Origin of the sequence: Sphingosinicella microcystinivorans (genome assembly GCF_027941835.1) — a bacterium.
In the GTDB taxonomy this organism is placed as follows: Bacteria; Pseudomonadota; Alphaproteobacteria; order Sphingomonadales; family Sphingomonadaceae; genus Sphingosinicella.
In genome coordinates this window covers 3,227,128-3,239,314 of sequence record NZ_CP116005.1, presented here as the reverse complement: position 1 = coordinate 3,239,314, position 12,187 = coordinate 3,227,128, and the positions used below count along the sequence as shown (strand labels likewise).

Sequence of the window (12,187 nt, the reverse complement as noted above, 5' to 3'; positions counted from 1 at the left end):
CCGGTTCACCACGTCTTCCAAGGAGCGTTGCCCTTTTGCCAGTATTCCTCGAGCAGGCACAGTTCGCGGTACGTATCCATGCACTGCCAGAAGCCGGTATGCCGGTAGACGTTGAGTTCCCGGCGGGCCGCGAGGCTTTCGAGAACGCCTTGTTCCAGCGTGATGTTTTCCTCGTCGCCGACGTCATCGAAGACTTTTTTGTTCAGCACGAAAAAGCCGCCGTTGATCCAGCCCTCCGTGGTTTGCGGCTTTTCGATGAACGAACTCACCGTGTCGCCGACAATATCGAGCTCGCCGAAGCGCGAGGACGGCCGGACCGCGGTAACCGTCGCCAGCTTCCCCGATCGTTTATGGTGCTCGACAAGCGCGTCGATCTCGACATTCGCGACACCATCGCCGTAAGTGGCGAGGAAAACATCATCGTCGATATAGCGCAGCGCCCGTTTCAGACGTGTTCCCGTCAGCGTCTCGATGCCGGTATCCTGAATGCGCACGGTCCACGGCAGTTCTTCATCCTTGGCATCAAGCAGCTTTGCATCCCCGCTCCCGAGGTCGATTTCCACGTCGCACGCGTTCTGGCGATAGTTGAGGAAATAGTCCTTTATCATGCCTCCCTTGTAACCCGTGCAAAGAAGGAAGCGGTTGCATCCGTAGGTGCTGTAGTGGCGCATGATATGCCAGAGGATCGGTCGAGCGCCGATCTGCACCATGGGCTTGGGGCGATACTCGGTCTCCTCGCGAAGCCGGGTTCCCATCCCGCCGCACAACAGTACAACCTGCATTCGAACCCCCGGTGCCTAGCCCTGTTCCCGACACGACGGGGATAGTCTCGAATGGTTAATAGAGACTTCATTTGTCTCGCTATGAGACAAAATTCTTCATTGGCTTTCAATGCCTCGCGTTTAAACCGGCCGTCATGCTGACAGGAATGGATCGGGCCGGGATGTGGAACAGGGCGCTGCTGGCGTTCATTGCCGTCTGCCTTGCCGTGAGGCTCTGGCTCGTTTTCACCTATGAAGTGAACTGGGATGAATTCCTCAATCTCTCCATGGTCTATGACTACAAGCGGGGAGACATGACCGAAGCCCTGCAAACCATGTTCGTGCATGGTTTCGGCTGGGTCAGCGCAGTTTCAGCCAACGAGGTGGATCAGGTCGTCGCCGCAAGGGTGATGATCTACATCCTCGGGCTCGGCACGGCCGCGTTCATCTATCTGATCAGCCGGCATTTCATGCCTGCGCACGCGGCATTGTTCGCTGTCTTCTGCTATGCGTCCTTTTCGTTCGTCATCCGTCAGGGCAACAGCCTGCGCACCGATACGATCGCGACATTCCTGATGATGGCGGCGCTGTGGATCGCCACCTGCCGCCCGCCCACCCCGCTTCGCGCCCTTTCCGGTGGCCTGCTCGTCGGGGCGGCGGGAATGATCACGATCAAGTCCATTTTCTATGTTCCGACGCTGGCGATCATCCTCCTCGTCAGGATATGGTCGGCGGAGAACCGGCGGCGGGGCTGGGGCTACGCCGTGATGTTCGTCGCCGCATCGTTGTGCGGGTTCGGGCTTCTCTATCTCCTGCACCAGTCGACGCTTCAGGACCCTGCATCGAGTCTTGCCTTTCTCGATCGCACCACCGGGAAAACGCTGGTGGAACGTGATTTCGGCCCGGCAAAGGGCACATTCGTAAAGGCGTTGGTTGAAAACCCGGTCTTCTGGCTCATGGCCGGTCTGGGTTTGATAGCCTCTCTGAGCGGCCCGTGGCGGACCGGCGAAGACAGGGGCCGCCGAGTCATGCTGGCATCCTTCGCCATCATCCTCGGAACCCTGTTCACCTATACGGAAAGCCATGCCTACTACTATGTCTTCATGCTCGCCCCGGTGGCGGTTCTGTGCGGCTTCGCCTTCCCGCTTCTCGTACAGCGGACGGGCTGGCTTGTCCCGATAGCGGTGTGTGCGGCGCTCGCGATCGGTGCCGCCGGACACAGTTTCCGCGCGGCCGGAAAGAGCAACGCGGGCCAGAGGCAGACGCTCGCGGCCATCCACAGGATGTTTCCGCATCCCGTGCCCTATATCGACCGCTGTTCGATGGTGTCCTCCTATCCCAAACGCGGACTGTTCATGAGCATGTGGGGGATGCGTGACTATTATCGTGCCGGAAAGGCCGTCATGCGTCCCATACTGGAAAACGATCAGCCGCGCTTTCTTGTCGCCAACCGGGAGATGCTCGACCTCGATCGCCTGAAACCGGGCGAGGAGGGCCCTTCCCATTTCGGTCTCTTCAAGGAGGACGTCGACGTCCTGAAATCGAACTACATTCGGCACTGGGGCGCGATCTACGTGGCGGGCAAACGGCTCGGCCTCTCCGCTTCCCAGCCCGACCAGTCCTTCGAGATCCTGATCGCCGGCACCTATACGGTGGAAGGCCCCGGACCGGTCCTGATCGACGGCCGGACCGTGCGCCCCGGCAGCATCGTGGAGCTTGGCCAGGGATGGCATCGGCTTCAGCAGGCCGGCGCAACCGGCCTGTTTACGCTGAGGTGGGGAGAGAAGCTCTACCGGCCGTCTGCACGGGCTCCGGAATCGCCCTTATTCAATGACTTCTGATTCCGCGCCGAGGACTCTCCGCCGACGTTCGACAGGCTTCCGAAGCACGCCGCCCACACGGGTGCCATCTTCGCGTGCCGCATCGACGAGATAGAGCGGCCGCCTCTTCACCTCGTTGTGAATGCGGCCGACATAAAGGCCGACCACGCCCGTCATCACCAGATTGATGCCGCCGAGGAAAGACAGCACGACGATCGTCGATGTCCATCCCGCAACCAGCGTATCGTTGAAGAACCAGCCGCCCACCACGAACAGGCCATAGGAAATGGCGAGCAGGGATACCAGCGCGCCGCCCCAAAGGGCCATGCGCAGCGGAATATCCGAAAAACCGAGGATACCGTTGACGGCCAGCTTCAGCATTTTCAGAAACGGATACTTGGTGCTGCCGGCGGCACGTTCCGCGCGCACGAAATCGACGCAGGTCTGGTTGAAACCGAGCCAGCTGATCATGCCGCGAACAAAGCGGTCCTGCTCGCGCATCCCCATCAACGCGTTCACGACCTTTCTGTCGAGCAACCGGAAATCCCCGACGTCCGCGTCGATGTCGACCGAGGTCATCGTGCGAAGAACCCTGTAGAATATATGGGCCGACCAGCGTTTGAAGCGTCCCTCGCCTTCGCGTGCGATGCGCCGTGCCGATACGACCGAAAAACCCTCTTTCCATTTGCCGATCATCTCGAGAACGAGCTCGGGCGGGTCCTGAAGATCCGCATCCATTATGATCACGGCGCACCCGCCGGCATTGTCCATGCCGGCCGTTATCGCGATCTGATGGCCGAAATTGCGTGAAAGATTGACAATCCGGTAGCGCGGGTCCTGCCGCGCCTTCAGCCGCATCAGGGCAAGCGAGGAATCGCGGCTGCCGTCGTTGACCAGAACGATCTCCGCGCTCTGGTCCAGTTTCTCCAGAAGCGAGGCCAGCCGTTCGAACAGCAGCGGCAAGACATCGGCTTCATTGTAGATGGGAATGACGAGGCTGTAGCATGGCTCGATCGTTTCCAGCTTCATGATACCCGTCTCCACCCCCTGCCATGCCCGGTCCGATGCAACCCGGATGATCGCTAAGTGAAGCAGTCTGGTTAATTTTATCTCTAGGGTCGGCTTTCGCACCGTCGAGGCACCGAGCCTATTTGCCGGAACCGAAAGCATGAAAAGTGCTGAAAATGGCCGGTTTCTGCGATGGTGAGCCCTGCTGGATTCGAACCAGCGACCTACTGATTAAAAGTCTCAACCGATAGCGGGATATAGCGGAATATATCAGGAAATATCGGGTTGACGAATGGCTGTTTTACGCGCATTTGTGTGGAAACAACGGGAAGCAATCTAACACTACGGGAAGCCCGCTGTTTAGACGAATGTTAGACGGAAGGCTAGCCCATGCCCGCACCGAGAAGCCTGCTCAAGCCGTTCGAGAAAACCGCGACAACGGATATTCCGAACCCGAAAAAGCGCCTTGTCGTGTTCGATCCGGCGACGACTGGGCTTGCCGTTCTCGTCACGCCGCGGGGCGCCAAGACCTACACCGTTGTCGCGCGGGCGCCGTCCGGCAAGCAGGTGTGGAAGGAGATCGGCAAGCCCGGCGAGATATCGATCGATCAGGCCCGCGAGCGTGCCCGCATAGCAGTGCCGCGCATCAAGGCGGGGGAAGTCACCCCTTGCCCGAAGAAACGCCCATCGTACCGCCCAAAACGTTCCGCCAAGTATCCGATGATTTCCTTGCCCTGCACGTGAAAAACAAGGAGCGCCCGCTGCGTTCAGCTTACGAGATTGAGCGGCAGTTTAAGACGCACCTATGGCCGCGATGGGAAAGGCGGGTGTTTGTCAGCATTGGGCGCGAAGATATCGCTGATATGCTCGACGAGGTGGAGCGGGACAGCGGCGCGTCGATGGCCGACCATCTGCTGGCGACGCTCTCAAAAATGATGGCGTGGTATGCGCTTAGGGTGAGCAACTACAACTCCCCCATTGTTCGCGGAATGCGCCGCACGAAGCCATCGGAACGCGCTGGCAAGCGGATATTGTCTGATGACGAGCTTCGCCTTGTGTGGAGCGCGGCGGACGACGCCGGAGTGTTCGGCGCGATCATCAAGACATGCCTGCTTTCAGCACAGCGTCGCGAAAAGGTCCGCACGATGCGCTGGGAAGACGTCGATACGGAGACAGGCCGGTGGACCATCCCGTCCGAAGCCCGCGAGAAGGCGAACGCAGGCGAGATCACCCTGCCCCCGCTCGCCGTGGCCGTGCTCAAGTCTTGCAAGGAAGTGAAGGGCAACCCCTACGTGTTCGCCGTCTCCAAGGACAAGGCGTTCAACGGCTTCTCCAAGGAAAAGGTGGCGCTCGATGCGGCGATAGCGAAGGCCAACGGCGGCAAGGCGCTGGAGCCGTGGGTCATCCACGATCTGCGCAGGACCGCCAAGTCCCTGATGAGCCGCGCAGGCGTCCGCCCCGACATCTCCGAGCGCGTGCTTGGCCACGTCATCCCCGGCGTTGAGGGCGTTTACGACCGCCACCCGTACGAGGCCGAGAAAGCCGAGGCCCTGCAGAAGCTCGCCGGGCTGGTGTCGCTGATCCTCACCCCGCCGAAGGGCAACGTCGTCACGATGGAGAGGGGTGCGGCGTGACGCCAAAGGACGCCGTAATTCTGGACGTTGCCCGATGGGATGCGCGCATGACTGCGGCTTGGCTCATGGGGTTCAGCGGCTTTGCTGAGGGCTCACCAGAATGGGAGATTTCCGGAAAACTAGGCCAACGCATGTTCAAAAGCGCGTATCGGACGGGGCGCCCTGCGCGCGTATCGGTCACGCTATCGCGCGCAGAGGCTCGCTGGTTTGTTCACCATTTGCCAAGAACGTCGGACGGCCTGATTAACACTACAATTGAGGGCTGTGCGGCACGAGTATGGCTTTCAGCTTTTAGAGCGCTTCGGGGCCGGCGCGGCCGGCCTAAGGCGACATGTCACGATTACAGCGCGGACGATTCACCACGAACCTATTTCCGTAAGCTCGCGCGCCGGCGTGGTGCTGACGCTATCGAGCGAGCGCGGCTCAATCGCCTACAGCGTCGCCGCCCGTCCGGCTCCACCATACTGGATGAAAATTTCCCGAAATAAGTGGCAGCGGCTTTGATTCCTCTAAGGAAATAATGGGACTAGATGAGTGTCGCCCTAACGAGAGGACGACACCATGAGACTACTTCGAAAGCCTGAAGTCGAAGCGAAGGTCGGTCTTTGTGAACGACGCTTCCGAGAACTTGAACGCGATAATCTGTTCCCCCGCCGCGTCACCATCAACCCCAACGGCAAGGGCCGCGCAGTCGGCTGGATCGAATCCGAGGTCGACCAGTGGCTCGCCGACCGCATGGCAGCGCGGGAGGCGGCATGACCCAGAAACGAAAACGGCGCCCCGTGGGAGGGGGCGCCGTCGATCCCACAATTGGAGGCTGCAGGGCTAAACTTGCGTACCATAGTACCGCGCCGCTGTCTATAAATCGGCCTCGCCTCCACCTTAAGATTTCCCGTGAATCCGATGGTCACGCCGTTTCGCTTCACGGTGTCGTCGGCGGCCGCCTTGTGACGCTGGCGCGCGGGTTGAGCGAGGGTGAAGCCCAAGAGCGCGCCGCGACCGAAGCGAGCGAGCGCGGGATCGAGGTGCGCACGTGACATATGACGATGCACTGGCAAGGCAGCGCCGGGCTGCAGTCCGCGCTGATCAAGAGCGCGAAGCCCGCCGATACGGTCTCGATATGGCCGTGCACTACCTGCTTATCGCCACCAACTTCGATCGTGCGGCAACGCTGCTGCTTCTTGATGAAGTGCGCGGAATCATATGGCGGGAAACCGATGAGCGGCGCCGCCTATATCAATCCAGCCCAGAATATTTGGGGTACTGATGAGCCTCGCGCACAAAGCAACGCTCGCACTCGGGGGCGACTGGCATGGGGACTACGGCACAGCGCCGTCTCCCGGCCATGGCAAGGACGACCGCGGTCTTTCGATCCGGGATACGGACGACGGCGCGGACATCCTCATAAACAGCTTCAACGGGGCCGATTGGCAGGCCGTGAAGGACGAGCTGCGCGATCGTGGCATATTGCCGCCGCTGTCTTGGGATGCGCCCCGTAGCCGGGAATCCGGGCGCTATGAGTACGTCGACGAAAACGGCGTCGTGCTGTATCGCACTGTCCGCATTGAGAAGCCCGGCGGCAAGGAATTCATCGCCCAACGCCCCGACGGCAAAGGCGGATGGACTGCCGGCATCAAGGACGTCCGGCGCATCCCGTACCGGCTCCCCGAACTACTCGCCGCGCCGCTCGATAGCGTCGTCTACATCGTGGAAGGTGAGCGCAAGGCCGACACGCTGGCCGCGTGGGGCTTCACGGCAACCGCGGTGGCGTTCGGCGCTAACGGCGGGTGGAAGGATGCATTCGGCGCCTATTTCAACGGTCGCACGGTCGCGATCCTCCCCGACAATGACGATCCCGGCCGAGGCTTCGCGGAGAAGGTCCGGGCCTCGATTGAAAGCCACGGCGGCAAGGCGTTCTTTGTCGAGCTTCCGGACCTGCCCCCCAAGGGCGACGTGGTGGACTGGAAGGCGGCTGGGGGCACTGCCGAGGAGCTGCGGGGGCTGACTGAGGCGGCGAGCCCTCAATCAACGCAAAGTGCTGCGATTGAAATCACCGCCACACCCTTCGGCTGGCCTGAACCGGCGGGCATTCCCCTGCGTCCGTGGATTATGGGCCGCGATCTGCTGCGCGGGACGATTACGGGCGTCATCGCGGGCGGTGGCAGCCTCAAGAGCACGTACATGGTGACGACCGCGCTATCGCTTGTCACCGGCCGCGCCCTGCTCGGCAAGACCGTCTGGGACGGGCCGCAACGGGTTTGGTTCTGGAATCTTGAAGATCCGCAAGACGAACTGGACCGCATGTTCATGGCCGGCGCGATCCATTACGGCATCGGCCGCGACAACTGCGGCGACCGCCTTTTCGTCGATAGCGGACTGACCGGCGCAGGGCTGTGCACGGCGACCGAGGATGCAACGGGCTTCCGCATCATAGAGCCGGTTTACGAGGCACTCGCGGCCGAACTGGAGCGGCGGGACATAGACGTCCTGATCGTCGATCCGTTCGTCTCATCGCATCAGGTCAGCGAAAACGACAACAACAAGATTGATGCGGTTTCGAAGCGCTGGGCCAAGCTGGCGACCGAATGCGGCTGCGCGATCGTTCTTGTCCACCACACGCGGAAACTCGCAGGCCAAGCTGTGACCGCCGAAGCCGGACGCGGCGCCGTAGCCCTCATCAATACCGCGCGCACGGTGCTGGTATTCAACCGAATGTCGAAAGAGGAAGGCGAGCGTTTCGGGATCACCGACGACGCCGACCGCCGCCTTTACGTCAACGTGCTGAACGACAAGCTGAACCGCGCCCCGCCCGCCAAGGCGGACTGGATTCGCGCCGTCGGCGTGCATCTTGGCAATGGTGGCCTTGAAGGCGGTGACAGCGTGGCCGTAGCCGTGCCGTGGACGCCGCCCGATGCCTTCGAGGGCATCGATCACTACACGCTGCGCACCGTGCAGTCACGGGTCGCGGACGGGCAATGGCGGGCCAATGTCCAATCAGCGGAATGGGTCGGCATTGCCGTGGCAGATGCGATCGGTGCCGACCTCGAAAGCCCTGCCGACAAGCAGCGGGTGAAGGAACTCGTCAAAGGCTGGATCAAGTCGGACGTGCTGCGGGAGGTCGAGGACAAGGACGACAACCGCAGGGTTCGGAAATTCGTTCGCGTTGGTACGCTGATCGATAGCACGTCGCAGAGGTCAGAATGATCCTGCTCCACTTTCAAAGGTGGAGCGGAGCAAGGTGTCGCAAACCACGCGCAAAACACTGCTCCACTACACCCCCATGGGGTAGTGGTGCGGTGGTGGTGGAGCAGCGCTCCACTTGGGGTCTTCAAGGTGGAGCAAATCGCTCTCCCGAGATGTGTCGCCCGACCTTACGCCAAGCAGAATCTTTCGCCGGAAAATCGCACCCGTCTCCGGTCGGGCCCGATAAAATATATTCGGATATTGGCCTGCGTTTCGCGGCCGTTCTCGACGCTTCCCGGTGTTGCCTACTGATTTGTAATCAGCGCTTCTACATTGCAAATGCACGTATTTCCGTGGTATTCAGCGAGCATGGATCAAACAATCCAACATCAATCTAACAACTCGCCACCCAAAGCGGGAAAAGCCGGTCGGCCCAAGGGTTCCCGGAACCGCGTTTCGCGCGAGGTGAAGGAGATTGCCCTGCGCAAGGGACCGAAGATGCTGCGCCTGCTGGAATCGCTGGCGGAGAAGGCCAAGGACGAGCGCACGCAGCTTGCCGCCGTCACGGAGTACCTGAACCGCGCATATGGCAAGCCCATTTCTCCGACGGAGATCAGCGGCAAGGACGGCGCTCCGATCGAGACGAAGGACATTTCCAAGATCGAGGTGGCCCGCCGCATCCTGAACATGATCGAGGAAGCCAAAGAGGCGTCGGCAGGTCCACCGCCGATAGTGACCGACCCGGACGATATCGACGCCCGCCGCCGCATGTCTTTCGGCCTCACGGCACTCGCCCAACAGGCGATGGATAACCCCGAGCCCCAGCCGACGACTTGGTACAACGCCACCACCCCGCCGGACCCCAAGCCCGCGCAGGTCATACCGCCCGAGCCGCAAAGCTACGTCTACGAGCCGACGGCCGAGGAAGTCGCCCGCCGCGAGTTCGACGCGCATATCAACCGCGCCAGCAACCGCGCGATCGGCGGCGCCACCTCTCACCCCAAAGTCATTACCCAGAGGCCCCGATGAACCTTTCCGAACGCCGTATGCAGGCCAGCCTTGCCCTTGCCGACCTTGAAGCCGCGCAGGGGGCCGCGTTGCTCGACGGCCAGCCCTTCGATGCCGCCGAGATCGCCGCCAAGCGTGCCGAGATCGCCGCCATAGATGCCGCGGAGGCCGAGACGGCACGCCGGGAGCGGATTGCGCAGGCCGAGGCGCTTGCAGCCCATCAGGACGCCACGCGGGCCGAAATCCGGGAGACCCTGCCGCAATACGCCGACGCGGTGAAACGCGCGGAGAAGTCCGCCCGGGCACTCGTCAAAGCGCTGGCAGATATCGAGACGGCGGCGGACGCGCTTCGAAGCCAGGCACTGGTATTCAACACGCGCCCGCACGCCCTCGACGTAAGCGACATTCGCGACACCTATTCGCGGCTGCTGGCGTCGGAACTGAACGCAATCGAGTTCAGCCGGTACGGGATTCTCGACTGGATCAGCGCGCCGCGCGAGGCCCGTCCGTGGGGCACATCATTTGAAAAGTACGTGAAGCCGGCCTTTGCGGCCATTCTTGAAAAGGAACCGAACTGATGGGTGCAGTTGCTGAAATGAAGGCCGACGAGGCCCCCGCCCCCGCAGCTGGCGTGAAGCGCCCCCGTATCGCGCCGCACGCGCCGATCGAAGCGCAGCACTACCGCCGCACGTTCTGGATGAAAGCACCCCCGGAAGCGACCCGCGAGGACGTGAGCTATATGGAGTTCTGGACCGGCGTTCAGAAATACCTCCAGCGGCATGACATCGTGCATGTGCTTGCGGATGACGAAAGCTGGGAGCTTGAAGTCTGCATCGAGGCCGTGCGCACCGCCGGCTGCGAGATCAGCGTCCGCAAGAGCTACAGCCGCAAGCCGATTTCCAGTGCCTCGACCCCGCTTGGCGACAATCACCGCAGCGAGTGGCGCGCTGGCATGGGTTGGTGCGTCGTGCGCACCTCCGACGGCTATCCGGTCATCAAGGGCCTGCAGTCGGAAGCCGCTGCCGTTCTGGAATGGCAGAAAACCCAGCCGCGAAAGGTCGCATGATGAGCAACCTTCCGACCATCCTGTCCGAGATCAGCGCGATTGAGGGCGAGATGACCACCCGCGACTACTGGCGGGATGAGGGCAAGCAAGCGCGATACCGCGAGCTTGTGACGCAGCGGGAGGCCGCCGCCGGGCCTGTCGCTGGGGGCGAGGAAGCAGGGCCGCGCATCAATATCCACTCGATGACGGACTATCTCGCGGAGCATGGCACGCCCGATGGCTATGGGGTCTACACGAAGCTGACGCGCGAGGCGGCGGACGTCGCGGTCGCGATGCCAGCGGCGGACTATGCAGCGTTCGAATCCAGCTTCGAGGCCCTGCCCGACGAGATCACGAACGCGGCGCTTGCTGAGCTGCTGACCACGAAGCCGCTGGCCGAGCACGTCCCCGAGGCATCGGCGCGGAGCTTCGCCCGGACGCCCGAGGGCGCGATCCTCGCCCGCGAGTGGGGGCAGGACTTCCGGCATAACATGGGCGTCGTCCGCGCCCGTCTTTACCGCATCATGGATAGGTTCGATGAATCGCACGACGGCCGCTTTCTCGGCTGGCTGGAGAACCTTTCCGCGCCCGCTGCGATTGCGATCTATCGGAAACTGGCGGCATGAGGGCCGACAGCCTCGACGCTGATCTGGACGGGGCGCTCGATGCAGTCATGCGTGGCGACCTCATGCCAGCCCCTACTCCGGCTCAACGTGCGCGGGAGTCGATGCACTTCGCCGTTTCCAGCAAGCCGGACTATGAGGCAGACCTGCAGCGTGCAGCGCGTGCGACCGGCGTCCCGATACCGTCGGCACGGTCTTATCCGGACGTCGTGACGGCGCGGGCGCGTGCGGAGGCTTATGACTTCGACCGGATGGCGGAGGAATCGCCCGCGGTCACCTCCTTGCTGGGTGACGTGGACAAGGCCAGGATCGCGCACGATGACGTCGAGAACCTGAGCGCGATCGAGCGGGGCCTGAACAAGCTGAAGGGCGCTCTCAAGGCGGGATACTACGATGCCGCGAACACGGGCGCCGAAATGCGCCGGGTCATCGGCGACGTTTCCGAAGTGGCGTTCTCGCCCGTCACGGCGCTCATAGACGCCTATGTCGAAGCGGCGTCCCCTGCCCTTGCCCAAAAGCTCTACCGATACGACCGGGAGAGCAAGAAGGCCGCAGCTGCCGAACGCGAGGGCTTCCGGCGACAGGCTGATGCCGCCATGCCGCAATCCGACAGCTTCATTGAGGGGGCGGTCTTGTCGGGCGTGCGGAGCCTTCCGGCGACTGTCAGCGCGATCGGCGCGAGTGTTGCCACGGGAAGTCCGGCAACTGGCCTTGCGATCATGAGCACGTCGACGGGCAGCTCGTCCTATGGCGAGGCGCGTGACGCTGGCCTGCCTATGTCCCGCGCACTGGCCTACGGTGTCTCGCAAGGTACGATCGAAGGCGCGACCGAAAAGCTACCGCTTGAGTTCCTCACCAAGTCGCTCGGCAAGGTGAAGATGACAAAGTTCCTTGGCGAGTTCGTCGCAAAGGAAATGGCTGGCGAGCAGGTCGCGACGGTACTGCAAGACATGAACACTTGGCACGCGATCAACCCCGCGAAGTCGGTCGGGGAGTATCTGAGGGAGCGCCCGGCGCGTGCTGCTGAAACGGCGATTGCGACGTTGGTGAATGCCGGGGCCATGGGGGCCATGCACATGGCCAGCCGGGGGCGCTAGCGATGTCG

General features: G+C 62.1%; 13 protein-coding genes. 11 read left to right on the top strand and 2 right to left on the bottom strand.

Annotated elements, in window-relative coordinates:
• Window positions 1–5 precede the first annotated feature (5 nt).
• Complete coding sequence (rfbF, locus tag PE061_RS15550; protein WP_271256150.1) at window positions 6–782, bottom strand: glucose-1-phosphate cytidylyltransferase; 777 nt, start codon at window positions 780–782, stop codon at window positions 6–8.
• Window positions 783–853: 71 nt separating this feature from the next.
• Here rfbF and PE061_RS15545 point away from each other — a divergent pair, with 71 nt between their 5' ends.
• Window positions 854–2,602, top strand: coding sequence for an ArnT family glycosyltransferase (locus PE061_RS15545; protein ID WP_271256149.1), 1,749 nt, complete (start codon window positions 854–856; stop codon window positions 2,600–2,602).
• Here the strand turns inward: PE061_RS15545 and PE061_RS15540 are convergent.
• Window positions 2,585–3,610: a glycosyltransferase family 2 protein gene (locus PE061_RS15540; protein WP_271256148.1), complete on the bottom strand. Its 1,026-nt coding sequence runs from the start codon at window positions 3,608–3,610 to the stop codon at window positions 2,585–2,587. The genes PE061_RS15545 and PE061_RS15540 overlap by 18 nt on opposite strands.
• A gap of 369 nt (window positions 3,611–3,979) precedes the next feature.
• Between PE061_RS15540 and PE061_RS15535 the strand changes: the two genes are divergently transcribed.
• The 10 genes from PE061_RS15535 to PE061_RS15490 all read left to right on the top strand — a co-directional run bounded on the left by PE061_RS15535 (window position 3,980) and on the right by PE061_RS15490 (window position 12,179).
• On the top strand, window positions 3,980–4,333 hold the full coding sequence (locus PE061_RS15535) for an Arm DNA-binding domain-containing protein (RefSeq protein WP_271256147.1): 354 nt from the start codon (window positions 3,980–3,982) through the stop codon (window positions 4,331–4,333).
• Window positions 4,258–5,223, top strand: coding sequence for a tyrosine-type recombinase/integrase (locus PE061_RS15530; protein ID WP_271256146.1), 966 nt, complete (start codon window positions 4,258–4,260; stop codon window positions 5,221–5,223). Before PE061_RS15535 ends, PE061_RS15530 begins: the two co-directional genes overlap by 76 nt.
• Window positions 5,224–5,784: 561 nt before the next feature.
• Window positions 5,785–5,982, top strand: a complete 198-nt coding sequence (locus tag PE061_RS15525) for a helix-turn-helix transcriptional regulator (RefSeq protein ID WP_271256145.1) — start codon at window positions 5,785–5,787, stop codon at window positions 5,980–5,982.
• A 274-nt stretch (window positions 5,983–6,256) separates the two neighbouring features.
• Window positions 6,257–6,490, top strand: coding sequence for a hypothetical protein (locus PE061_RS15520; protein WP_271256144.1), 234 nt, complete (start codon window positions 6,257–6,259; stop codon window positions 6,488–6,490).
• On the top strand, window positions 6,490–8,427 hold the full coding sequence (locus PE061_RS15515; RefSeq protein WP_271256143.1) for an AAA family ATPase: 1,938 nt from the start codon (window positions 6,490–6,492) through the stop codon (window positions 8,425–8,427). Before PE061_RS15520 ends, PE061_RS15515 begins: the two co-directional genes overlap by 1 nt.
• A 477-nt stretch (window positions 8,428–8,904) precedes the next feature.
• Window positions 8,905–9,435 carry a hypothetical protein gene (locus PE061_RS15510; protein ID WP_271256142.1) on the top strand — a complete coding sequence of 177 codons (531 nt, stop codon included), beginning with the start codon at window positions 8,905–8,907 and terminating at the stop codon, window positions 9,433–9,435.
• 17 nt (window positions 9,436–9,452) lie between these two features.
• On the top strand, window positions 9,453–9,992 hold the full coding sequence (locus tag PE061_RS15505) for a hypothetical protein (protein ID WP_271256141.1): 540 nt from the start codon (window positions 9,453–9,455) through the stop codon (window positions 9,990–9,992).
• Window positions 9,993–10,009: 17 nt separating this feature from the next.
• Window positions 10,010–10,480 (top strand): hypothetical protein, encoded by a 471-nt coding sequence (locus PE061_RS15500; protein WP_271256140.1) that lies wholly within the window; start codon window positions 10,010–10,012, stop codon window positions 10,478–10,480.
• Window positions 10,477–11,085, top strand: coding sequence for a hypothetical protein (locus tag PE061_RS15495; protein ID WP_271256139.1), 609 nt, complete (start codon window positions 10,477–10,479; stop codon window positions 11,083–11,085). Before PE061_RS15500 ends, PE061_RS15495 begins: the two co-directional genes overlap by 4 nt.
• Entirely contained in the window at window positions 11,082–12,179 is a 1,098-nt protein-coding gene (locus tag PE061_RS15490; RefSeq protein ID WP_271256138.1) for a hypothetical protein, read from the top strand. Before PE061_RS15495 ends, PE061_RS15490 begins: the two co-directional genes overlap by 4 nt.
• Window positions 12,180–12,187: the final 8 nt, after the last annotated feature.

Excerpts from the sequence above, each read along its gene's own strand:
- PE061_RS15500 (WP_271256140.1), top strand. The coding sequence starts at position 10,010 with ATGAAGGCCGACGAGGCCCCCGCCCCCGCAGCTGGCGTGAAGCGCCCC.
- PE061_RS15525 (WP_271256145.1), top strand. The coding sequence starts at position 5,785 with ATGAGACTACTTCGAAAGCCTGAAGTCGAAGCGAAGGTCGGTCTTTGT.
- rfbF (WP_271256150.1), bottom strand. The coding sequence starts at position 782 with ATGCAGGTTGTACTGTTGTGCGGCGGGATGGGAACCCGGCTTCGCGAG.
- PE061_RS15535 (WP_271256147.1), top strand. The coding sequence starts at position 3,980 with ATGCCCGCACCGAGAAGCCTGCTCAAGCCGTTCGAGAAAACCGCGACA.
- PE061_RS15495 (WP_271256139.1), top strand. The coding sequence starts at position 10,477 with ATGATGAGCAACCTTCCGACCATCCTGTCCGAGATCAGCGCGATTGAG.
- PE061_RS15510 (WP_271256142.1), top strand. The coding sequence starts at position 8,905 with ATGCTGCGCCTGCTGGAATCGCTGGCGGAGAAGGCCAAGGACGAGCGC.
- PE061_RS15505 (WP_271256141.1), top strand. The coding sequence starts at position 9,453 with ATGCAGGCCAGCCTTGCCCTTGCCGACCTTGAAGCCGCGCAGGGGGCC.
- PE061_RS15490 (WP_271256138.1), top strand. The coding sequence starts at position 11,082 with ATGAGGGCCGACAGCCTCGACGCTGATCTGGACGGGGCGCTCGATGCA.
- PE061_RS15540 (WP_271256148.1), bottom strand. The coding sequence starts at position 3,610 with ATGAAGCTGGAAACGATCGAGCCATGCTACAGCCTCGTCATTCCCATC.
- PE061_RS15515 (WP_271256143.1), top strand. The coding sequence starts at position 6,490 with ATGAGCCTCGCGCACAAAGCAACGCTCGCACTCGGGGGCGACTGGCAT.